Annotated in this window: 17 protein-coding genes; 12 read left to right on the top strand and 5 right to left on the bottom strand. The window is 71.1% G+C overall.

Annotation, left to right across the window (positions count from 1 at the left end):
- Positions 1–517: 517 nt before the first annotated feature.
- The 7 genes from ACFFQA_RS32490 to ACFFQA_RS32520 all read left to right on the top strand — a co-directional run bounded on the left by ACFFQA_RS32490 (position 518) and on the right by ACFFQA_RS32520 (position 10,222).
- Positions 518–1,891 (top strand): FAD-binding protein, encoded by a 1,374-nt coding sequence (locus tag ACFFQA_RS32490; protein WP_377860597.1) that lies wholly within the window; start codon positions 518–520, stop codon positions 1,889–1,891.
- A 230-nt stretch (positions 1,892–2,121) separates the two neighbouring features.
- Positions 2,122–2,655, top strand: a complete 534-nt coding sequence (gene idi / locus ACFFQA_RS32495) for an isopentenyl-diphosphate Delta-isomerase (RefSeq protein WP_377860599.1) — start codon at positions 2,122–2,124, stop codon at positions 2,653–2,655.
- Positions 2,656–2,808: 153 nt separating this feature from the next.
- Positions 2,809–3,723: a metallophosphoesterase family protein gene (locus tag ACFFQA_RS32500; protein ID WP_377860601.1), complete on the top strand. Its 915-nt coding sequence runs from the start codon at positions 2,809–2,811 to the stop codon at positions 3,721–3,723.
- A gap of 261 nt (positions 3,724–3,984) precedes the next feature.
- Positions 3,985–5,469, top strand: a complete 1,485-nt coding sequence (locus ACFFQA_RS32505) for a discoidin domain-containing protein (RefSeq protein ID WP_377860869.1) — start codon at positions 3,985–3,987, stop codon at positions 5,467–5,469.
- Between the two features lie 86 nt (positions 5,470–5,555).
- The gene (locus ACFFQA_RS32510; RefSeq protein ID WP_377860603.1) at positions 5,556–6,803 is read left to right on the top strand and encodes an MFS transporter; all 1,248 of its coding nucleotides are present in this window, start codon (positions 5,556–5,558) and stop codon (positions 6,801–6,803) included.
- A complete protein-coding gene (locus ACFFQA_RS32515; RefSeq protein WP_377860605.1) occupies positions 6,803–7,810 on the top strand; it encodes a TolB-like translocation protein in 1,008 nt (335 codons plus the stop codon). The genes ACFFQA_RS32510 and ACFFQA_RS32515 overlap by 1 nt, the downstream gene beginning before the upstream one ends.
- Positions 7,811–8,152: 342 nt before the next feature.
- The gene (locus ACFFQA_RS32520) at positions 8,153–10,222 is read left to right on the top strand and encodes a DUF8729 domain-containing protein (RefSeq protein ID WP_377860607.1); all 2,070 of its coding nucleotides are present in this window, start codon (positions 8,153–8,155) and stop codon (positions 10,220–10,222) included.
- Between the two features lie 51 nt (positions 10,223–10,273).
- On the opposite strand, the gene ACFFQA_RS32525 is transcribed toward ACFFQA_RS32520, so the two are convergent.
- Positions 10,274–11,230, bottom strand: a complete 957-nt coding sequence (locus ACFFQA_RS32525; protein WP_377860609.1) for a LysR family transcriptional regulator — start codon at positions 11,228–11,230, stop codon at positions 10,274–10,276.
- Between the two features lie 94 nt (positions 11,231–11,324).
- Here ACFFQA_RS32525 and ACFFQA_RS32530 point away from each other — a divergent pair, with 94 nt between their 5' ends.
- The 3 genes from ACFFQA_RS32530 (at position 11,325) to ACFFQA_RS32540 (ending at position 15,437) form a co-directional block, all read left to right on the top strand.
- Positions 11,325–12,488 (top strand): nucleotide disphospho-sugar-binding domain-containing protein, encoded by a 1,164-nt coding sequence (locus tag ACFFQA_RS32530; RefSeq protein WP_377860611.1) that lies wholly within the window; start codon positions 11,325–11,327, stop codon positions 12,486–12,488.
- 103 nt (positions 12,489–12,591) lie between these two features.
- The gene (locus tag ACFFQA_RS32535) at positions 12,592–14,886 is read left to right on the top strand and encodes a M28 family peptidase (RefSeq protein ID WP_377860613.1); all 2,295 of its coding nucleotides are present in this window, start codon (positions 12,592–12,594) and stop codon (positions 14,884–14,886) included.
- 56 nt (positions 14,887–14,942) lie between these two features.
- Positions 14,943–15,437, top strand: a complete 495-nt coding sequence (locus ACFFQA_RS32540) for a peroxiredoxin family protein (protein WP_377860615.1) — start codon at positions 14,943–14,945, stop codon at positions 15,435–15,437.
- 29 nt (positions 15,438–15,466) lie between these two features.
- Here the strand turns inward: ACFFQA_RS32540 and ACFFQA_RS32545 are convergent, their stop codons facing one another.
- The 4 genes from ACFFQA_RS32545 to ACFFQA_RS32560 form a co-directional block, all read right to left on the bottom strand.
- A complete protein-coding gene (locus tag ACFFQA_RS32545) occupies positions 15,467–16,321 on the bottom strand; it encodes an SDR family oxidoreductase (RefSeq protein WP_377860617.1) in 855 nt (284 codons plus the stop codon).
- Between the two features lie 89 nt (positions 16,322–16,410).
- Positions 16,411–17,622: an NAD(P)/FAD-dependent oxidoreductase gene (locus ACFFQA_RS32550; protein ID WP_377860619.1), complete on the bottom strand. Its 1,212-nt coding sequence runs from the start codon at positions 17,620–17,622 to the stop codon at positions 16,411–16,413.
- Between the two features lie 453 nt (positions 17,623–18,075).
- A complete protein-coding gene (locus ACFFQA_RS32555; protein ID WP_377860621.1) occupies positions 18,076–18,750 on the bottom strand; it encodes an IclR family transcriptional regulator in 675 nt (224 codons plus the stop codon).
- A 7-nt stretch (positions 18,751–18,757) separates the two neighbouring features.
- Positions 18,758–19,213 (bottom strand): hypothetical protein, encoded by a 456-nt coding sequence (locus tag ACFFQA_RS32560; protein WP_377860623.1) that lies wholly within the window; start codon positions 19,211–19,213, stop codon positions 18,758–18,760.
- Positions 19,214–19,374: 161 nt separating this feature from the next.
- On the opposite strand from ACFFQA_RS32560, the gene ACFFQA_RS32565 reads away from it, so the two are divergent.
- Complete coding sequence (locus ACFFQA_RS32565; protein ID WP_377860625.1) at positions 19,375–20,613, top strand: sensor histidine kinase; 1,239 nt, start codon at positions 19,375–19,377, stop codon at positions 20,611–20,613.
- Positions 20,610–21,266: a response regulator gene (locus tag ACFFQA_RS32570; protein ID WP_377860627.1), complete on the top strand. Its 657-nt coding sequence runs from the start codon at positions 20,610–20,612 to the stop codon at positions 21,264–21,266. The genes ACFFQA_RS32565 and ACFFQA_RS32570 overlap by 4 nt, the downstream gene beginning before the upstream one ends.
- Positions 21,267–21,272: the final 6 nt, after the last annotated feature.

The raw sequence follows: 21,272 nt of genomic DNA on the forward strand, positions 1-21,272 counted from the left end.
CGCTCTTTTGCGCATTTAGGTGGAAAAACGCGAAAACCTCAACCGCGTCAGCTGGTCCGCGCGTGCACGGGGTGCGGGGGCGGCGCCAGCTCGGGGTATCGGGACGACTTGCAGGGTAGGCGCTAGGTCGTGTCCTGCAGGTGGTAGCACCACTCCGCCGCCCCCTGGCGCTCTCTCTCGCGTGCCCCTCGTGTCGCGTTTTGTAGTCTTGATGCGTTTTGGGAGCGCTCTTTTACGCATTTAGGTGGAAAAACGCGAAAACCTCGACCGCGCCCGCTGGTTCGCGTGTGCACGGGGTGCGGGGGCGGGTTGGCTCGATGGCTCGGGGAGGGGAGCACTCCCGTCTGCGGGTTCGAGTGCGGGACGGACTACATGGCGTGCACGTCACCTGGCGTGTGATGGGGCGGTCACCCCGCACCCTGCCCGGCGGATGTGGGGGTTTCCCCGATGCTCGGGGGTGGGCGTCGGCGGCAGTCTGGATCGCGTGAGGACTGCGGCTGAAGCCAGGAGGTCGAGGATGCGCATCGAACTCGGCCTGCTGCGCATGTGTCTGACCGGGGCCGTGCGCATCCCCGGCGATCCGGGTTATGAGGCGGACTGCCGGTCCTGGAACCTCGCGATGCACCAGCGGCCCGCGTTCGCGGTGACCGCGCGCACCGAGCAGGACGTGGCGGCCGCGGTGCGCTTCGCCTACGTGCGCGACCTGCCGGTCGGCGTGATGTGCACCGGGCACGGGCTGCCGCGGCCCTGCGACGACGGCGTCCTGATCAACACCGGGGAGATGCGGGGGGTCGAGGTCGACCCGGTGACCGAGACCGCGTGGGTGCAGGCGGGGGCCCGGTGGCAGGACGTGATCGACGCCGCGCAGCCGTACGGGCTCGCGCCGCTGTCGGGCTTCGCCTCGCACGACGGTGCGGTCGGCAGCACGCTCGGCGGCGGCATGGGCTGGCTGATGCGGCGGTACGGGGTGAGCGCCTCCAGCGTTGTGGGAGCGCGGGTGGTGCTCGCCGACGGGGAGCTCGTGGAGACCGGTGAGTCGCGGCATCCCGAGCTGTTGTGGGCGCTGCGTGGGGGCGGCGGGAACTTCGGCGTGGTGACCGGCCTGCGGCTAGTGCTCTACCCGGTGACCGAGGTTTACGGCGGCGGCGTCTACTACCCCATCGAACAGGCCGGACAGGTGCTGGAGGTCTACCGCGAGTGGGTGCGGGAGCTGCCGGCCGAGGTCAGCTCCGCGGTCTCGCTGGTGCGCTTCGCCTCGGGACCGGGGGTGCCCGAGCAGCTGCGGGGGCGGTGGGTGATCGGGGCGCGGGCGTGCCACATCGGTGAGCGGCAGGAGGCGGAGACGCTGGTCAAACCGCTGCGCACGCTGCCGGGGGCGCTGCTGGACACCTACGGTCCCCTGCCGTACGGGCGGATCTCCGAGATCGCCATGCCGCAGCTGGAACCGACCCCGCACGTGAGCTTCGGGGTGCTGCTCGGCGAGCTGTCGGAGTCCGCGTGCGAGGAGCTGCTGGCCGTCGCCGGTCCGGAGAGCAGGGCGCCCTACGGGCAGCTGGAGGTGCGGCACATCGGCGGGGGGAACCGGCCGGCCGACGCCGAGGCCGGGCTCGGGCTGTGGGGCGCGGAGTTCGCGCTGTACTCCTCGATGCACACGCCGGTCGCCGACGAGGTCGCCGCCGCGCAGCGGTACTACAGCAGGCTCGGCCGCAGGCTGGCGCCGTTCGCCAGCGAGCGGACCACGCTGAACTTCCTGGGGCCGGCCAACACCGACCCCGACCGGGTGCGGCGCTCCTACCGCGACGACCACTACCAGCGGCTGCGGCGGATAAAGGGCATGTACGACCCGCACAACGTCTTCCGCTTCAACCACAACATCCCGCCCGCCGCGTAGCGGGCGGGAGATCCCGGGGGGACGGTGGGGCGGTGTCCCGGCCGGCAGCCAGCCGGCCGGGACACCGTGTTTCCGGACGTTTCGGGCGCTTCCGGAAACTCGGGCATCCGCGGCATGTGATCAACCTCGTGCTGGACGGCCGGCCGTGGCGTGGCTACGTTGAGTTTTTCGTAATCACCGTCCGGAGTCGATGCTTCGGGCCTTCGTGCCGTTCGATGGGAGTCCGCACCATGGTCCGCAGGATCGTCGAGCTGGTCGACGCGCGGGGAACGACGCTGGGCGAGTGCTCGGTCGAGGAGGCGCACCAGCCGCCCGGCCGCCTGCACCGGGCGTTCTCGATCATGCTTTTCGATGCGCGGGACCGGGTCCTGTTGCAGCGCAGGGCGCTGTCGAAGTCCCGGTTCCCCGGTCTGTGGGCCAACACCTGCTGCAGCCATCCGGCGGCGGGCGAGGACGTCGCCGAGTCCGCGGCCAAGCGGCTGGACGAGGAGATGGGCCTGCACGTCGGGCAGCTGCGCGAGGTGGGCACGTTCGTCTACCAGGCGCTGGACGGCCACGGCGCGGCAGAGCACGAGTTCGACCACGTCCTGCTGGGTGAGCTCGACTCGTCGGTCCCGCTGACCCCGGACCGCACGGAGATCGAGGAGCTGGCGTGGCTGCCCTACGCCGATCTGGTCACCGACGCCGCGGCGCGGCCGGAGCGCTACGCGCCCTGGGTGCCCGGCGTGATCGAGCTGATCGAACGGACGCGTAGCACCAGCTGAACATCACGTTTCCGCTCGACGACGGCATCAAGAACCTCGTTGTGGCAGAAGGGGAGTGGGTCGAAAGAAGGGTTGTGGCGGGTTCGGCGTGGGCCAAAACTTGGTGCGGATTCCCCTGCCGTCCCACCACGAGCACACGGACTGGAGTCTCCCGTGCCCCTTCGCCGTTCCCGCGCCCCGCTCGCCCTGCTGGTGCTGACCCTGTTCGCGCAGCCCCTGGTCGGTGCGTCCGCGTCCCCCGCCGCCTCGCCGTCCACCCCATCCTCCGAGGCGGCCCCGACCGTCATCGCCGTCGCTGGCGACATCGCCGACACCTGTCTGGCGAGCAGCTCCTCTTGCGTGCACCCGAAAACCGCGAAGCTGGTCACGGACATGAACCCCGTCGCCGTGCTGACGGCCGGGGACAACCAGTACAAGTCGGGGACCATCGAGCAGTACCAGAAGTACTACGACACCTCGTGGGGCAAGTTCAAGCCGATCACCAAGCCCTCGCCGGGAAACCACGAGTACAACGACAAGGCACGCGGCTACAAGGAGTACTTCGGCTCCATCGCCACGCCGCAGGGCAAGACCTACTACAGCTACGACATCGGCAACTGGCACTTCGTCGCGCTGGACTCGAACATCGCCACCGCGGAGTCCTCGGAGCAGGGCAAGTGGCTCACCGAGGACCTCAAGCGCAACACCAAGGGCTGCGTCGCCGCGTACTGGCACCACCCGTTCGTCAGCAGCGCCAGCCACGGTGACCAGAAAGTGGCGGAGCCGTTCTGGCGCACGCTCTACGCGGCGGGCGCGGACCTCGTCTTCGGCGGGCACGACCACGACTACGAGCGGTTCAAGCCTCTGAACCCCAACCGCCAGGTGGACGAGGCCAAGGGAATCCGTTCGGTGGTCGTCGGCAGCGGCGGCGCGAGCCTGTACCCGGTGCAGGCCAGGCCCATCACGGAGAAGGCGTACAGCAAGCACGGTGTGCTGAAGCTGCAGATCACCGACACGACCTACTCGTGGCAGCACCTCGGGCTCGACGGCACGGTGCTGGACTCCGCAGGTCCTTACACCTGTCACTGAACGTTCTCCCTCGATTCCGAAGTGTTGACTGTGCGCGGCGTCACTCGCTAACCTCGCGATCAGTTAGGGAAGTTTCCTAACGATTAATCCCTTCTCGCCGATGCCGGCATCGCCGCCGCCCGCGCCGGTCGTCGTCGACAGGCACGCCGAGGAGAACACGTGAACCGAGATCCCCGTTGGCGCCTCCGGCGCGTGGTCGCGCCGGTGGCGCTGCTGGCCTTGCTGGCGCAGCCGCTCGTCGCGTCCGGCTCCGAGCAGCGCATGGCGGAAACCTTGTTGTCCCACAACAAACCCACCACGACGTCCTCTGTGGAGAACGCCAGCTTCGCTGGCGGGCTCGCCGTGGACGGCGACGCCACCACCCGCTGGGCGAGTGCCGAGGGAGTCGATCCACAGTGGATCGCCGTCGACCTCGGCGGCCCCGCGACGGTCAGCAGGGTGCGGCTGGTGTGGGAGGCCGCCCACGCCGCGGACTACCAGATCCAGACCTCCGCCGACGGCCAGAGCTGGCAGGAGGCGAAGGCGGTCACCGCGAGCGACGGCGGCACCGACGAGATCAGCGGGCTGGCCGCCTCAGCCCGCTACGTCCGGGTCCTCGGCACCAAGCGGGCGACCGTCTACGGCTACTCGTTGTTCGAGCTGGAGGTCTACGGCTCGCGCACCGGCGGCGGTGACATCGAACCGCCGAGCACTCCGGCCGGGCTGCGGACGACATCGTCCACTTCGGACAGCATCAGCCTCGCGTGGGACCCCGCGCGGGACAACGTCGGTGTGACCGGCTACGAGATCCTGCGCAACGGCAACGTGATCGGCACCGCCGCCGGAGCCACCTTCACCGACACCGGTCTCGCGTCGGCCACCGCGTTCACCTACACCGTGCGGGCGCGCGACGCGGCGGGCAACCTCTCCGCGCAGAGCGCCGAGGTGCGCGCGAGCACCCAGGCCGGTGGTGGCCCCGGCGGCATCGTGCTCGTGGTCGCCGGTGACATCGCCAAGCGCGAGCTGCCTTCGGAGCACAGCAAGACCGCGAAGCTGGTGGAGGGCATCAACCCCCAGTACGTGCTGACGGTCGGCGACAACCAGTACGACAACGGCACGATCGAGGAGTTCCGCACGTACTTCGACAAGACGTGGGGCAAGTTCAAGTCGATCATCAAGCCCACGCCGGGGAACCACGAGTGGTACGACAAGCTCAACGGCTACAAGGCGTACTTCGGTCCCGCCGCGACGCCGCAGGGCAAGCCGTACTACAGCTTCGACGTCGGTGACTTCCACTTCGTGGCGCTGGACTCCGACCCGATCACCGACGGGATCAAGGACGAGCAGCTGGCCTGGCTGAAGCAGGACCTCGCGGCGAACAAGAAGGCGTGCGTCGGCGGCTACTGGCACCACCCGCGCTTCAACTCCGGTGAGTACGGCGACAACAAGAGCATCGCGCCGTTCTGGGACGAGTTCGTCAAGGCGCGGGCGGATGTCGTCTTCGGCGGCCACGACCACCACTACGAGCGGCTGAAGCCGTTGAACTCGCAGGGAAAGGTCGATGAGGCCAACGGGGTCCGCTCCGCGATCGTGGGTATCGGCGGCGACAGCCTCTACAACCAGATCAAGCCGCGCGAGGGCGTTGAGAAGTCCTTCTCCAAGCACGGCGTGATGAAGCTGGTGCTCTCCGGGAAGACCTACTCCTGGGAGATCATCGGCACCGACGGCAAGCTGCTGGACAAGGCCGGTCCCTACACCTGCCGCTGAACCTCACCGGGCGCGTCCACAGTGGACGCTAGGACGCGTGGACGCGCCCGGTCCGGCAGCAAGACCCGCAACGACGAGGAGGAGCGGTGTACATCGCATCGACGCGGTCCGCTGACGCCGCGGCCGCAATGCCGGAGGACGGGGGCGGGCGGCGCAGGGTCGCGGGCAACGTGCTCGCGCTGGGCGCGGTCAGCCTCGTCACCGATATCTCCTCGGAGATGGTGACGGCGGTGTTGCCGCTGTACCTGGTGCTGGGACTGGGTTTCTCGCCGCTCCAGTTCGGCATCCTGGACGGGTTGTACTCCGGGGTCACCGCGTTCGTCAGGGTGCTCGGGGGCAACATCGCCGACCGCAGGCAGAGCAGGAAGCTCGTCGCCGGTGTGGGATACGGCGTCTCGGCCCTGGCGAAGATCGGGTTGATCGTGTCGGCGGGATCGGCCACCGCGCTCGGGTTGGTGCTCGCCGCGGACCGGACCGGCAAAGGGCTGCGGACCGCGCCGCGCGACGCGCTGATCTCCTTGAGCAGCACGCCGGACACGCTCGGCAGGGCGTTCGGTGTCCACCGCGCGATGGACACCGTGGGCGCCTTTCTGGGGCCGCTCATGGCTTTCCTGCTGCTGTGGGCGGTGACCGGCGGCTACGACACCGTGTTCTTCGTGAGCTTCTGCTTCGCGGTGCTCGGCGTCCTGCTGCTCGTGTTGTTCGTCAGCGACCAGCGTCAGCCGATGACCTCGGGGCGCGCGGTGTCGATGCGTGCCGCGTTCGGTTTGTTGCGCGACAACGCTTTCCGGCGGATCTGCCTGTGGGCGGTGGTGCTCGGCCTCGTCACGGTGGGCGACGCTTTCGTCTACCTCTTGTTGCAGAAGCGGTTGGACATCGCGCCGGAGTACTTCGCGATCCTGCCGCTCGGTACGGCCGGGGTGTACCTGTTGCTGGCAGTGCCGATGGGGCAGCTGGCGGACCGCTTCGGCCGGTGGAAGGTGTTCCTGGCCGGGCATGTCGCGCTGCTCGTCGCCTACGTGCTGCTCGTGGGCGCCGCGAGCGGGACGCTGTTGCTGGTCGCGAGCCTGGCGGCGCACGGGATCTTCTACGCGTGCACTGACGGAGTGCTCATGGCGGCGGCCGGGCCGCTGCTGCCCTCGGAGCTCAAGACGAGCGGGATGGCGTTGCTCCAGACCGGTCAGGCGCTGGCGAAGCTGCTCTCGTCGGTGTTGTTCGGCGCGGCGTGGACGTTGTGGGGCATGGACACCGCGGTCATCCTCGCGTTGACCGCGCTGGCTGTCGCCACCTTCGCCGCCGTTCTGGCTCATCCCTTGAGGAGGACTGCGAAGTGATGAAGAGGGTTGTGATCGCGGTCCTGGGGACCGTCGTGCTGGCGGGCGCGGCGATCACCTACACCGTGCACGCCATGGGGTCCAGCCCCGAGCGGCAGCAGGCGGACACCTCGGTCCTCGTGGACCGCTCCGGCGGGGTGCGGCTGGACGAACCAGGGCGGCTGGTGTTCCGCAACACCGCGCCCGGCCCCGACCACGGCAAGGTCGCGTCCGTCTCGCTCGCGGACCCGACCGGGCCGCGCCGGGTCAGCGGCCTGAGCTGTGAGCGGTTCTTCGTCAACGCCGGGGGCGGACTGTGCCTGGCGTCCGCGCCCGGCCCCCTGCCCAGCGCCGTGGCGGTGTTCGTCGACCGGGAGCTGCGCGAGGTCCGGCGCGTGGACGTCGCGGGCATCCCCAACCGCGCCAAGCTGTCCGCCGACGGGCGGATGGCGTCCTGGACGACCTTCGTCACCGGCGACTCCTACGCCCAGGGCGGCACGTTCTCCACCCGAACCGCGATCATGGACCGCGCCGGGGACCAGCTGTACTCCAACATCGAGGACATCCCGCTGACGGTCGCGGGGGAGCGGCGCCACGCCGAGGACGTCAACTACTGGGGTGTCACCTTCGCCCAGGACAACAAGCGCTTCTACGCGACCGTGGCGACCGGCAGCCAGACCCACCTCGTGGTCGGTGACTACGACGCGTGGGAGGTGCGGACGCTGCGCGAGAACGCGGAGTGCCCCTCGCTGTCGCCGGACGGGACCAGGCTGGCGTTCAAGAAGCGGGTCTCCACCGACGCCGCGCGGCCGTGGCGGGAGTACGTGCTCGACCTGGCGACGATGACCGAGACCCCGCTCGCGGAGACCCGCAGCGTCGACGACCAGGCGGTCTGGCTGGACGCGCGCACGGTGTCCTACTCGCTGCCCAACGACCGCGGCGGCAGCGACGTGTGGGCGGTGCCCGCCGACGGCACCGGGGCGCCCAGGCTGCTGGTCGCCGGAGGCTCCTCGCCGTCGGTCAGTTGACCTTTGTCCGCGTTATGGGAGACCGAAAAAGGCTATGCGTGCGCATGCGGCCGGTATGAGTTTTTGCCATTTTTCCCGCTGTGAATCAGCATCATTGATGTCGAGTGCGCGTTAGCTCTGCGCTGTATTGATTCAGAACTCCCGGCGTCTGCGCAGGTCAGAGATTTTGCGTTGGACTGAACGGGTGAGAGCGCCTGGTCGTTCTGGCTCAGGCCGAAGGTCGTCGTGAGCACCTACTTGCGTTGGGTGAATCGGGTATTCCGGCTCATTACTGTCGGATTGCGCTTGCGAATCGCCTCCGGTTCGCGGGTCCCTGCTGCAATTCCCCGTAGGAGGTTCTCCATGCGGCGTTCCCGTCGCGCGTTGATGGTCGCGGCCACCGCGACCTCGGTGCTCCTCTCGCTCGGTGTGGTCAGCGCCAACGGCCAGACCGCCGGCGAGCAGATCCGCCTTGTCGGCGACAACTCCTTCTCGGTCAGCCTCGACGGCGGCAAGACCTGGAGCCGCCAGCTGCCGACGGCCAAGAAGATCCAGCTGGTCAACCGCACGTTCGACCCGAAGTCGGCCAGCGCCGCGCGCAACGCCCCCACCGGAGAGCTCAGCGCCGCCGAGACCGGTGCCTACCTGGTGCAGTTCACCGCGGCCCCGCTGGACTCCCAGCGCAAGGAGCTGCGCGGCCTCGGCGCCCGCATCGGCGCGTTCATCCCGGACTACGCCTACGTCGTCCGGATGGACCGCGCCACCAGCGAGAAGGTCGCCGAGCTCGGCTACGTCCGCTGGGTCGGCGCCTACCAGCCGGGCGACAAGCTCTCGCCCGGCCTGAACGAGTCGGTGCGCGCCAAGCAGCGCATCCCGCAGCAGCGCTACCTGCTGACCCTGGTCGACTCCGACGCCGCCGACCAGCAGGCCCTGGTCGCCGAGATCGGCAAGCTCGGCGGCAAGGTCGAGGTGGCCTCCGCCAGCCGCCAGCACGTCGAGGCGACGCTGACCCACGACCAGCTGCTCACCGTCGCCAAGCGCGCCGAGGTGCTGGCCGCGGAGAAGACCACCGAGATCGGCACCGACATGGACATCGCGCGCCAGGACGTCGGCGCGACGACCATCGAGACCGCCGGTGGCTACAAGGGCGAGGGCGTGCGGGGCGAGGTGATGGACTCCGGTCTGCGCACCACGCACCAGGAGTTCCAGAAGAACCCGCCGATCATGCACACCGCCAACGGCAGCAGCCCGAGCCACGGCACGTCCACCTACGGCGAGATCTTCGCCTCCGGTGTCTCGGCCAAGCACCGCGGCCTGCTCCCCGAAGGCCAGGGCATCTACGCGGCCTACCAGCAGCCCGACCGCTACAAGCACACCCAGGAGCTGGTGGACCCCGCTGGCAAGTACCGCGCGGTGTTCCAGAGCAACAGCTGGGGCAGCAGCCTGACCACGGCCTACACCGCGGTCTCCTCGGCGTTCGACAAGACGATCTTCGACACCGACATGTTCATCTGCAACTCGCAGAGCAACGCGGGCACGCAGCAGTCGCGGCCGGAGGCGTGGGCGAAGAACGTGCTCTCCGTCGGCGGCCAGAACCACAAGAACACCCTTGACCGCTCCGACGACCAGTGGAACCGCAGCGCGAGCATCGGTCCCGCCGCCGACGGCCGGATCAAGCCGGACGTGTCGCACTACTACGACAACATCGACACCACCTCGTCGACGAGCGACACCAGCTACACCCCGTCCTTCGGCGGGACCAGCGGCGCGACGCCGATCACCTGCGGCACCGCGGGCCTGGCGTTCCAGATGTGGGCCGACGGCGTCTTCGACGGCGGCCCCGGCAAGAAGCGCGACGTCTTCGACAGCCGCCCGCACGCGGCGACCATGAAGGCGCTGCTGATCAACACCGCCAACCAGTACCCGTTCTCCGGCGAGAACCACGACCTCACCCGCGTGCACCAGGGCTGGGGCACGGCCAGCGTCGGCAACATGTACGAGCAGGCCAAGGCGAACGGGTGGAAGCTGCCCGTGCTGGTCAACGAGACCGAGGTGCTCACGGTCGGCAAGTCCAAGACCTACGAGGTCACCACGGACGGCAGCCAGCCGCTGAAGGCCACCCTGGCCTACAGCGACCCGGAGGCGGCCCCGACGGCGGCCAAGACCCTGGTCAACGACCTCACGCTGAAGGTCACCGCGCCCGACGGCACCGTCTACTGGGGCAACAACGGCCTGCGCGCCGGGAACTTCTCCACGCCGGGCGGCTCGGCGGACACGCTCAACAACGTGGAGAACGTGCTGATCGAGAAGCCGGCCGCGGGCACCTGGAAGATCGAGGTCTCCGCCGACGCGATCAACGCGGACGGCCACAAGGAGACCCCGGAGACCGACGCGGACTTCGCACTCGTCGTCACCGCGAAGACCACCTCCTGACCCACCACGACGAGAAGGGGCGCCCCACTCCGGGGCGCCCCTTCTTCCGGTTCAGGACAAGGGAAGCGGGCCGTGCTTGGCCAGCCAGACCTGGTAGTCCGGGCTGCGGTGCACCGCCTCGTCGTAGGCCGCCCGCGCCGCCGCGAGGAGCTGGTCGGCCAGCGGGGTGAGTGAGCCGTTGCGGTTCCAGACCAGGACGTGCCGCAGGCGCATCGGGGTGTCCTTCAGCGGGCGGGCCACGACGCCGGGCGTCTCGCGGAAGGTCGCCTGGCCGATCGCCACCGCCTGGCCCGCCATCATCAGGTCGCGGGCGCCCGACGCCTCCGTCTCGTGGCTGACCTTCGGCCGGAAACCCGCCTGCTGGCAGGCCAAGCCGAAGTACTCGCGGAAGCGGTCGCCCGGCGGCGGGATCACCCAGTCCTCGTCGGCGAGGTCGGCGAGCGAGAGCTCCGCGCGCGCCGCGAGCGGGTGGCCGCTGGAGAGCAGGGCGAAGCTCGGCTCGGTGGCCACGATCCCGCGCTCCACCTCCGGGTTCGGCGCGACCTCGTGGTCGGGGTACTCCAGCATCGCCGCCAGCTCCAGCCTGCCGGAGGCCACCAGGTCGACCAGCGTCGCCGAGGAGGTCTCCGTGCGCAGGGTGACCTCAGCGCCGGTCAGCAGCTCGCGCAGCCTGCCGAGCAGTCCCACCATCAGCGGGCCGGGCGCCGCGCCGTAGCGCAGCACGCGCAGCTCCTGGTGTGCACCGGCGCGGCGGATCGCGTCCGCCCGCAGCTGGTCGATCGCGGGCAGCACGGCGCGGGCCCTGGAGATCACGAACGCGCCCAGGTCAGTGGGCACGGTGCCCTCGGGACCGCGCAGGAAGAGCTTGCCGCCCAGCAGCGTCTCGATCCGCTGCAGCTGACCGGTCAGGGAGGGCTGGGACAGGCCGAGCGAGGTGGCTGCCTTGGTCACGCTGCCCGCGTCCGCGATCGCGCAGATCACCCGCAGGTGCCGGATATCCAGCTCCATCAGGCAATCCTATTGCCGTCTGGGATTACCCGTCATCGGTCCCTGGCAGGCACTGTGGGTGAACTGGCGATCATCCACGGGGAGGGGGCGGCCCATGCGGGTGATGTTCGCGGCGTCGGCGGGGGCGGACCAGGTGCTGCCCCTGGTCTCCACGGCGGTGGCGCTGCGGGCGGCCGGGCACGAGGTGCTGGTGGCCGCCGCCGGGCACGGCCGCGACGGCGGGCCGGCGGTGCTGGCCGCGTGCGGGCTGCCCGCGGTGGACCTGGCCCCGGAGGCAGACCTCGGCGCGGTGGTGCGGCGGCTGCGCTCCGATCCGTTGCTGCGCCACGTCACCACCTCCGCGCGGATTCCCGCCGACCTCGACCCGCTGTGCCGGGTGCGGGCCGAGCTCGCCGAGGTGATGGCCCCCGCGGCGGTGCGGGTGGCCGAGCGGTTCGCCCCGGACCTCGTGGTGTGCACGGCCGCTCAGGGCGCCGGACCGCTCGCCGCCGCCGTGGTCGGGGTGCCATGGGTGGAGCACGGCGTGAACCTCACCGACTCCGTGAACACCAGCCGTCTCGTCGTCTCGGCCATGAACGCGTCCCCGCAGCACTACGGCGTCCGCGCGCTCGCCCCGCCATCGGCGGTGCTCAGCGTCGTCCCGCCCAGCATGGGCGGGATCGGCGGCTGGCCGATGCGCCCCGTGCCGAACGACGGTGGCGGGCTGCTGCCGGAGTGGTTGCTGGAGCCGCCTTCCCGGCCCCGGATCGCGGTCGCGGTCGGCACCGCGCTGCCCGCGCTGAGCGGGCTCGGCGAGGTGGGGCGGCTGCTCGTCGCGGCCGAACGTCTCGACGTCGAGCTGGTCCTGGTGATGCCGGGTGACGAGGCGAACATGATGGGAGGCCTGCCCGGCAACGTGCGCGTCGGCGGGGCCACTCCGTTGTCGTTGCTGCTGCGGGCGTCTTCGGCCGTCGTGCACCACGGCGGGGCCGCGAGCGCGCTCGCCGCGCTGGACGCCGGGCTGCCGCAGCTCGTGCTGCCCCGAGGGGCTGACCACTTCGTCTCCGCCGAGGTCCTGCGGCGGCGTGGGGTCGCGCTGGTCGCCGAGCCGGCCAACGTCGACGCCGACCTGCTGGAGCGGTTGATCGCCGACCGCGCGCTCGCGGTGAACGCGACCGCCGTGTGCGGTGAGCTGCGCGCGCTGCCCACGCCCTCGGAGATCGCCACGCGGCTGGTGTCGCTCGCCGGTTCACCGAAGTTGTCCGAAGCCGCGAGCTGACGGTCCCCACAGCACGGCTTCCGCGGTACCGCTACCGTCGTCGTCAGTGGTGTTCGCGAACGGGTAGGGGGATATGGGCGGCCCTGAAGATCGAGGCCGGACCGTGCGTCGAGGGCTCGCCGCGGGCTTCGCCGTGGTGCTCGCCGCACTGGTGACGGTGTCGCTCATGGGGATCAGCCCGCCCGCGCCGGTGCCCGCGAGCGCCGCGCCGACCGCGTTCTCCGCCGAGCGGGCCATGGCGCACCTCGCCGCGATCAGCTCCCGCCCGCATCCGATCGGCTCGCAGGAGCACACGGACGTGCGCGAGTACTTGCTGGGGCAACTGCGCTCGCTGGGCGTCGAGCCGACGGTCCAGCGCGCCACCACCAACCGGCAGACGAACTTCGGCGAGGTGCGCAACGTGCACGCCCGGATCGCCGGGCGGGCCAGCACGGGAACCGTGTTGCTGGTGGCGCACTACGACTCCACGCCGAAGGGACCGGGCGCGGCCGACGGCGGAGCCGGAGTGGCCGCGATCCTGGAGGCGGCACGGGCGCTGCTGAGCGGTCCCCGGCCGCGCAACGACGTCGACATCCTGTTCACCGACGGCAAGGAGGCCGGACAGCTCGGCGCGCAGGCGTTCACCGCGGCGAACCTGCTCGACCCGAGGCGCACCGTGGTGCTCAACTTCGACGCCAAGGGCACCTCCGGCCCGTCCACCCTGGTCGAGACCGGGCGGGCGAGCTCCTGGCTGCTGCCCAGTCTGTCCGAAGTGGACAGACCGTTGGCGTGGTCGTTCACCGCGCCGCTGCGCCGGATCGCGCCGGAGGAGTCGGACTTCGCGGTGTTCCGCCGCGCGAACTTCCCCGGGCTGAGCTTCGCCATCACCGAGGACACCGCCCGCAACCACACCGGCGCGGACACCCTCGCCGCGGTGAGCCCCGGCAGCGTCCAGGACCACGGCGACAAGGCGCTCTCGCTGGCCAAGTCGTTGGGCGACAAGGACTTCGCCGAGTACCGGCGCGGTGCGTCGACGTACTTCACCGCGCTCGGCGCGCTGCTGAGCTACCCGAACTGGCTGGTGGTCCCGCTCGCGGTGCTCGCCGCGGTGCTCTTCGTCGCGGTGGTGTGGGTCGCCGCGCGGCGGCGCGGTGCCCGACTGGGGGCGATCGGCCTCGCCGCGAGCACCTTCGTCCTGCCGGTCGTGGTGACCAACGCGCTCGCGCACCTGGCGTGGTTGCTGCTCAAGCGGATCAAGCCCGACTACGCCCACATCGGCACCGGGACCACCTACCACCCGGAGCTCTACCAGGCCGGGCTGCTCGTGCTGAGCCTGGTTCTCACGGTGGTCTGGTACCTGCGGGTCCGTCGGTGGTGGTCCACCGAGGAGGTCGTGCTCGGGGTCTGGGCCTGGCTGACCGTGCTGTCGTCGGTGTGCGCGTTCCTGGTCACGGGCGCGGCGTACGTGACGACGTTGCCGCTGATCTTCGGCTGTGTCGCGGTGCTGGCCGCTTTCCGTTGGGGCGGAAACGATCCGTTCTGGTCGCGGATGGCCTTCGCGGCGGCCTCGCTGCCCGCCGCGGTGGTGATGGTCCCGCTGGTCGACTTCACCTCGCGGGGACTGGCGTTCGCCGGTCCGCCCCTCGTCGCCGCGGGGGTGCTCGCGGCCACCGCGCTGCCGCTGCTGGACCTCCTCCGGCCGCGCCGCCCGACGCTGCTGCCGATCGGTGCCGCCGTGCTCGCCGTGGCGCTGGTGGTCGCGGGCTCCGTGCTGGACCGCGTCGACCACGACAACCCCCGGCAGACGAGCCTGATCTACGCGATGGAGGCCGATGTCGGCAAGGCGTTCTGGATCAGCTACGACCCCGACCCGCTGCCGTGGACCGCTCGCCACGTCGGCGGAACGGAGGACGCCGAGCTGGCCGTGCTCGCCGAGGACGCGACTCCCGGTTCGCTCCTGTCCTACAAGGGCGGACGGGCCTCGCTCGCGGCGGTCGAGGCGCCGCGCGTCACCGTCCTGCGGTCCTACCGGGACAACGGACAGGACGCGGCGGTGCTCCGGCTTCAGGTGCTTTCCGGTGGCGCGCAACGGGTCTCGGTTTACGCGGAGACCGCTGAGCACACGATCCTCGACGCGACCGTGCAGGACGTGCGGATGGGCAAGCTCACCAGGAGCCTGCTCTCCCGCGACCCGTGGAACTGGGGGTTCAGCTTCATCGGCGTTCCGGCCGATGGCATCGAGGTGGAGCTGCGGGTGCGGGGCAGCGGGCAGCTGCCGCTGCGGCTGGTCGGCCACCGCTACGGGTTGCCCTCCGTCCCGGAGCTCCGGCCGATGCCGGAGGACGTGGTCTTCTCCGCGCGCCCCGGCAACCTGACCGTGGTGTCGCGGACGCAGCGGATGGACCTCGCCCCGCGCTGACCGTACTATTCGACTGATAGTCGAACGCCGTAACCGATAATCGGTCAGGAGTGGGCATGGTCGCTGAGGTCTTCCCGCTCGCCGACATCGGCCTGCCGCTCGGGGCGCGCGTCCCGGACTTCACGCTGCCCGACGCGCGGGGCCGCCTGGTCCGGCTGGCCGAGCGGCTGCGGACCGGTCCGGTCGTGCTGATCTTCTGCCGGAGCGAGGGGTGCTCCTGCTGCGCCGTGCGGCTGCGCGCCTACCTGCGCGCGTTGCCGGAGCTCGCCGAGTTCGGCGCGGCACTGATCACCATCAGCCCCCGGCCGCCGGTCCCCACACTGTCCACAGAGGACGAGCACCGGCGGTCGCTCGACGTGCTCGGCGATGTCGAACAACGGGTGTTCGCCGACTTCGGGCTGCGCCGGGAGCTGTCCGGCGAGCCCGTCCCTGCCACCTTCGTGCTCGACCGCCAGGGCGTCGTGCGGGCTCGGCACGTGGGCGTGGACCACGGCACCACGATGGAGCCCGCCGACGCGCTCGCGGCGGTTGAGGCGATCACCCTCGGCTGAAGGGCGAACCGCTTCGACGGGGCCTCGGCCTACCCCACCTCCTCCGCGAGGTTCACGCCCTTGAGGTAGGAGTCCCACCACAGGCTCGACGGGCGGCCGTTGAGGTCGGTGAACCCGTAGTCGTCAGCCAGCTCCACCACCGTGCGCACCGTGCCCGAGTGCCGCGACGGGTCCGGGTCCGCCGCCAGCGCCGCCACCGCGCGCCCGACGAACTCAGGGGACTCGGTCAGCTTCGCCTGCTCCTCGGTGATGAACTCGCGCATCGCCTCGGTGAGCATCCAGCCCGGCGACACCGCCAGCGCGGTCACCCCGTACGGCGCGAAGTCCTCGGCCAGCCCCACCGGCATCCGGTTGATCGCCGTCTTCACCACGTCGTAGTAGAGGTTCTGGTTCTTGGCGTAGTCGTCGCTGACCGCCCACGTGGTCAACGCGACGAGGCCGCCGCGCGTCTCGGTGAGCAACGGCGCGGCCAGCTGCACGGTCACCATGTGCGCGCGCAGCCCCGCGTCGAGCATCAGGTCCAGGTGCGCGGGGTCCAGCTCCCACGCCTTCTGCTGCCGCACCTGCTTCTCGTAGCCGCCCCAGGCGTTGGACGCCAGGATGTCCAGCCGCCCCGACTCCGCGCGCACCCGCTCGAACAACGCCCTGACCTGGTCGTCGTCGGTGTGGTCGCAGCGCACCGCGATGCCCCGGCCGCCGCGCGCGGTGACCTCCTCCGCGGCGTCCTCGACGGTCTCCGGGCGGCCGGTCGGACTGCCGTTGTCCCTGCTGGAGCGCCCGGTCACGTACACAGTGGCCCCACGCTCACCGAGCACGGCGGCGATGCCGCGGCCCGCGCCCCTGCTCGCCCCGGTCACCACGGCGATCTTGCCGTCCAGTCGCATGTCCCATTTCCTCCGTCGCGTTCTTCGCTTGACGACGACAGATGCTCCGGGTGAAACCTGACAACCCGTGGCAGCGTTTCGCCGCGAGGTCAGGCGGCCTGGAGGCTGGGCCGGGTGAGCGCGAACGGGGCCAGCTCCGCGGGGGCCCAGCCCGACGGCACCGCGAGGGCCAGCGCCCGCGAGAGCGCCATCGCCAGCGGCGTGCCATGCGTGTTGAAGCCGCCCGCCGCCCAGATGTTCTCGTCGGCGCGGTGCACGACCGGGAGGTGGTCGGCGGTGCGGGCGATCGGGGCGGCCCTGCGCTGCATCGCCCGGATCGGGCCGAGTGCGGGGAACAGCCTGGGCAGCACGCCGAGCAGCCCCGAGTGCGCCGCGTCCTCCGGCTCGCGGTCGAGCGCGGAGACCCCGTTGGGGCCGTCCGCCACCCGGCAGCCGCCGAGGATCACCCGGCCGTCCCTGGTCTGCTGCCAGTACTCGCCGTCCGGGCTGACCGCCGCCGACATGCCGGTGGCGAACACCGGCGGCAGCACGTCGGTGGCCAGCACCTGCGCCTGGGCCGGTGTGACCACCTGCTTCAGCTCGGGCACCAGGTGGCCGGCCCACGCGTTGACCGCGACCACCGCCGCCTCGGCCCGCACCATCCCGCGCGTGGTCATCACCCGCACACCCTTGGCCGCCTGCCTGACTTCGATCACCGCCGTGCCGGTGTGCACCGTGGCGCCGTTGTCCATCGCCGCCCTGGTCAGCGCGAGCACCAGCAGCGTCGGGTCGACGACGCCGCCCGGCAGCAGCAGGCCGCAGCGCACGTCGCCCGCGATCTGGGTGCTGACCGAGGAGCGCAGGTCTCGCGGGCTGAGCCACTCGGTCCGCACGCCCTCGGCCGCCAGCGCCCGCTCGTGCGCGGCGAGCCGGTCGAGCTGGGTGCCGCCGACGGCGAGCTGGATGTGCCCGTTGTCCCGCAGCAGGCACTCGATTCCGTCGGACTCGCTCGCCTTGCGCAGCAAGGAGAAGCCCTTCTCCGCGATGCGCAGCACCAGCCTCGCCGTCCGCGTGCCGAGCCGGTGCGTCGCCTGCTCGAAGGGCTCCGGTGTCGTCGGCACCACCAGGCCCGCGCCCGAGCCGCTGGCCCCGCAGGCGAGGCTGCCCGCCTCCAGCACGGTGACCCGCCTGCCCGCCCGCGCCAGCCAGTACGCGCAGGCCGCGCCGAAGAGGCCGCCGCCGATGATCACGACGTCAGTGACGGCGGGGGGAGCGTCGGTGGTGTGCGCGGTCAGGGGCGACCGGTGCCGGGTCGGTGGCACGAGTGATCCCTTCGTGAGGAGGCGTGCTCCGCATCGGCAGCGGTCCGGACGACAGGGGGAGGAATCGTCCGGACCGCCGTCCGGGAAGCGTGGGAACGGGGCCGTCGAATATGGCGACGGGTCCGTGGGGAATGAGGAGTGCGGTTCGTCAAAGATTCCCGGAATGTGTCGCAGAGCGTTCCGGGAAGGTGTGAACAGGGTGGCCGTCCCCGGCCTCAGGCGATCCTGCTGACGGGGCGCAGTGAGGACAAGGTCCTTGCCTGTCCGGGACAGTCCCGGACAGGCAAGGCGACAGTCCGGCCGCGCTGTCCGGCTGCCCGGGGTCCCCGGTTGGACGCGAAATAGCTCGTCGGCTCCAGCGCGCCCGGCGTCACGGCCGAATGCCCGCTGGTTCCAAGAATCGAGATGGCGGAATGGAGAACGCCGGTGTAGCTGCTTTCTTCCTCCGGCGCGTCAGCGCACAGCGGCGGCGACCAGCGCGGCCAGCGCGACGACCTCGCGGGCCATTCCCGACCGCTCGCTCGCCCTGGAGACGGGCACGATCATGCCGACGCTGGCCTCGACGGGGCCGCCGACGAGAACCGGGGCGGCGATGCCGGTGAAGCCGGGCAGCAGCTCGCCGGTGGTCACCGCGAAGCCGCACCGCCGCGCCTCGGTGACCTCGGCGCGCTCCCCGGCCACCGCGGGCCGCCCGGACAGGATCGCCAGCCCGCTCGCGGCCACGGTCAGCGGCGCGCGGCTGCCCGGCCGGATGCCGACGTGGAAGTCGGCGTGCCGGGGCTCGATCGAGGCCAGCGCCACCGACTCGGCGCCGTCGGCGACGTGCAGCACGGCGGTCAGCCCGAGCCGCTCGGCGGCCTCGGCCAGCAGCGGGGTCGCCGCGCCGACGAGGTCGGCCGAGACCAGTCCGGCCAGGCTGACCAGCGCGGTGCCCAGCACGTAGCGCCCGTCCCCGCGCCGCGCGGCGAAGCCCCGGTTGAGCAGGGTGGCCAGCAACCGGGCGGCGATGGAGCGGTGCACGCCGAGCCGCGCGGCGACGTCGGTCGCGGAAAGCCCGCCGGCTTCGGCCCCGAGCAGCTGGAGGACCTGGAGCCCGCGGTCGAGGGTCTGGGCGATCTCCTGCGGCATGCGCCGATTATCTCTCGTTTGCGGCATCCGTCCGCGCCAGCACCGCGACGGTGCCCAGCAGGAAGGCCCACAACAGGAAGACGGGCGAGTACACCGCCAACGCCAGATCGGCCGCTCCGCTCATCGGCGGGACCAGGTCGCGCAGCGGGTACAGCAGCAACAGACCCGAGAACCCCCGCAACGCCAGCACCAGCACGACGATCCACGCCGGAACCTGGAGCGCTCGCCACCTCCTGGCGAGGCCGAGCGGCAGCAGCGCGGCCACCACCGCGGCGACCACGAGACCCCACGGGGAGAGCCATGGGTCGCTCAGCACGTGTTCGGTGACTCCGACCGAGTCCCGCAGCGTCTGGCCACCCAACGCCCAGTACGCCCGCAGGCTCGCGTAGAGGAGCGCGAGCGCGACAGCGCCCTGGCTGGCGATCGTCGCGAGTGGACCACGCAGATCCGGCTCTCCCGTCACACTCCTCCTCCCGGTCCGGCCTGGGCACCCCTCGAAGCCCAGGCCGATCACCACGACCGAGCCTGCTGCCACGGAGGTGCGGCGCGGCTCCCGCCATGGTGCCGATCACCTCCCCCGCGAGAGGGAGACGGCGCGTCGCGCGGTCTGCCAGGATCGACACCGTGACCGGAGTCCTTCGACGCGTGCTGAGCCCGCTGGTCAGCCGGTTCACCTTCCGGTCATGGATCCTGCTGCTACCGGGTGGCGCGCTGCTGCTGTCCTTCACCGGTCTCGACCTCGGCATCGGCACGGTGCTCGGTGGATGGTTCCCGTGGCAGCCGGTCAAGGCACTGGTGATGGTGCTCGCCGTTGCGGTCCCGCCAGTGGTCACGGGCTTCATCCCGGCTGTGCGGATGGTGGAGATCGTCGCCGTGCGCGCGCTGCTCGGCGTGCCGCTGCCGGACTACTCCGCCGAGGACGGGCGTTCTTGGCGCACCCGCTGGCGCACGGCGGGCTGGTTCCTGGTGCACCTGCTCGCGGGCGGGGTGGTCGCGCTGATCACGTTGCTGGTGCCCACGTTCGGCGCCGCCATGCTGATCGCGCCACTGGTTCCCGAGCAACGCATCATCTTCTCCGACAACGGGGTTGTTGAGCTGCCCACCGGCGCCGCCGCGTGGTGGGGAGTACCGACGGGGCTCGGGCTCCTCGCCGCCGCGCTGTACGTGATCTTCTGGCTGGGCGTGCTGATGCGCAGACTCGCGCCTGCGTTGCTGGGCCCCTCGCAGGAGGAGCGCATCGCCAAGCTGGAACGCCGCACCGAGCAGCTCGCCGAGCGCAACCGGCTCGCGCGGGAGCTGCACGACTCCGTCGGTCACGCGCTCACGATCACCACGGTGCAGGCGGGCGCGGCGCGGCTGGTGCTGGACAACGACCCGGAGTTCGTGCGCAAGGCGTTGGTGGCGATCGAGGACGCGGGCCGCGCCGCGCTCGAAGATCTCGACCACGTGCTCGGGCTGCTGCGGGACGAGCGCGCGGCGGCGACCACTCCGCAGCGGACGCTGGCCGATGTCCGTTCGCTGCTGGACAAACCGGGGGTCGATGCCGAGCTCGTCGGCGACATCGGCCGTGTGCGGCCCGCGGTGTCCAGGGAGGCCTACCGGATCGTGCAGGAGTGCCTGACCAACGCGCTGCGGCACGCGGGCGAGGTGGACGTGCGGGTGCGGATCGCGGCGCTGGACGGGTGCTTGGAGCTGGCGGTGACCAATCCGGTCGCCTCGGCAGGGGCCTCGCGCGGCGGCGGCAGGGGACTGGCCGGGATGCGGGAGCGGGTGACCGTCCTGGGTGGACGGTTCTCCGCCGGGGAACACAATGGACTGTGGCGGGTCGATGTGACCCTGCCGTTGGGGGAAAGACTGAGATGACCGCTCCGAAGACCACTGTCGTGCTCGTCGACGACGAGGACCTGATCCGCACCGGGCTGCGGGCGATCCTGGGTGCCGAGGAGGACCTGGAGGTGGTCGGGGAGGCAGCGGACGGGGCCGAGGTGGTCTCGCTGGTGCGGTCGCTGCGTCCGGACGTGGTGCTGATGGACGTGCGGATGCCCGCCGTCGACGGCATCCAGGCGACCCGCCACCTGCTGGCGACCATGGCCGAGCCGCCGAAGATCCTGGTGGTCACGACCTTCGAGAACGACGACTACGTCTACGAAGCCTTGCGCGCCGGCGCAAGCGGCTTCCTGCTCAAACGGGCCCGGCCCGCCGAGATCGTGCAGGCGGTGCGCACGGTCGCCAGCGGGGACTCGCTGGTGTTCCCCAACGCGATCCGCTCCCTCGCCGGGCGGCGCGCGGGCGGGCGCGGGGACTCCCTCGTCTCGGCCCAGCTCACCGAACGGGAGAGCGAGGTGCTTCGGCTGGTGGCGAAAGGTCTGACCAACGCCGAGATCGCGGCGGAGCTGGTGGTCGGGGTGGAGACGGTGAAGACCCACGTGGGCAACGTGCTGGCGAAGCTGCGCGCCCGCGACCGCACCCAGGCTGTGATCCTCGCCTACGAAAGCGGCTTCGTGAGCGTCTCGTGACCTGAT

It is taken from the genome of Allokutzneria oryzae (assembly GCF_042429765.1).
Lineage (GTDB): Bacteria > Actinomycetota > Actinomycetes > Mycobacteriales > Pseudonocardiaceae > Allokutzneria > Allokutzneria oryzae.

What these genes read in the sequence shown, in the direction of transcription:
- ACFFQA_RS32490 (WP_377860597.1), top strand. Translation starts at nt 518, where the DNA reads ATGCGCATCGAACTCGGCCTGCTGCGCATGTGTCTGACCGGGGCCGTG.
- idi (WP_377860599.1), top strand. Translation starts at nt 2,122, where the DNA reads ATGGTCCGCAGGATCGTCGAGCTGGTCGACGCGCGGGGAACGACGCTG.
- ACFFQA_RS32505 (WP_377860869.1), top strand. Translation starts at nt 3,985, where the DNA reads ATGGCGGAAACCTTGTTGTCCCACAACAAACCCACCACGACGTCCTCT.
- ACFFQA_RS32515 (WP_377860605.1), top strand. Translation starts at nt 6,803, where the DNA reads ATGAAGAGGGTTGTGATCGCGGTCCTGGGGACCGTCGTGCTGGCGGGC.
- ACFFQA_RS32520 (WP_377860607.1), top strand. Translation starts at nt 8,153, where the DNA reads ATGCGGCGTTCCCGTCGCGCGTTGATGGTCGCGGCCACCGCGACCTCG.
- ACFFQA_RS32525 (WP_377860609.1), bottom strand. Translation starts at nt 11,230, where the DNA reads ATGGAGCTGGATATCCGGCACCTGCGGGTGATCTGCGCGATCGCGGAC.
- ACFFQA_RS32530 (WP_377860611.1), top strand. Translation starts at nt 11,325, where the DNA reads ATGCGGGTGATGTTCGCGGCGTCGGCGGGGGCGGACCAGGTGCTGCCC.
- ACFFQA_RS32540 (WP_377860615.1), top strand. Translation starts at nt 14,943, where the DNA reads ATGGTCGCTGAGGTCTTCCCGCTCGCCGACATCGGCCTGCCGCTCGGG.
- ACFFQA_RS32545 (WP_377860617.1), bottom strand. Translation starts at nt 16,321, where the DNA reads ATGCGACTGGACGGCAAGATCGCCGTGGTGACCGGGGCGAGCAGGGGC.
- ACFFQA_RS32555 (WP_377860621.1), bottom strand. Translation starts at nt 18,750, where the DNA reads ATGCCGCAGGAGATCGCCCAGACCCTCGACCGCGGGCTCCAGGTCCTC.
- ACFFQA_RS32570 (WP_377860627.1), top strand. Translation starts at nt 20,610, where the DNA reads ATGACCGCTCCGAAGACCACTGTCGTGCTCGTCGACGACGAGGACCTG.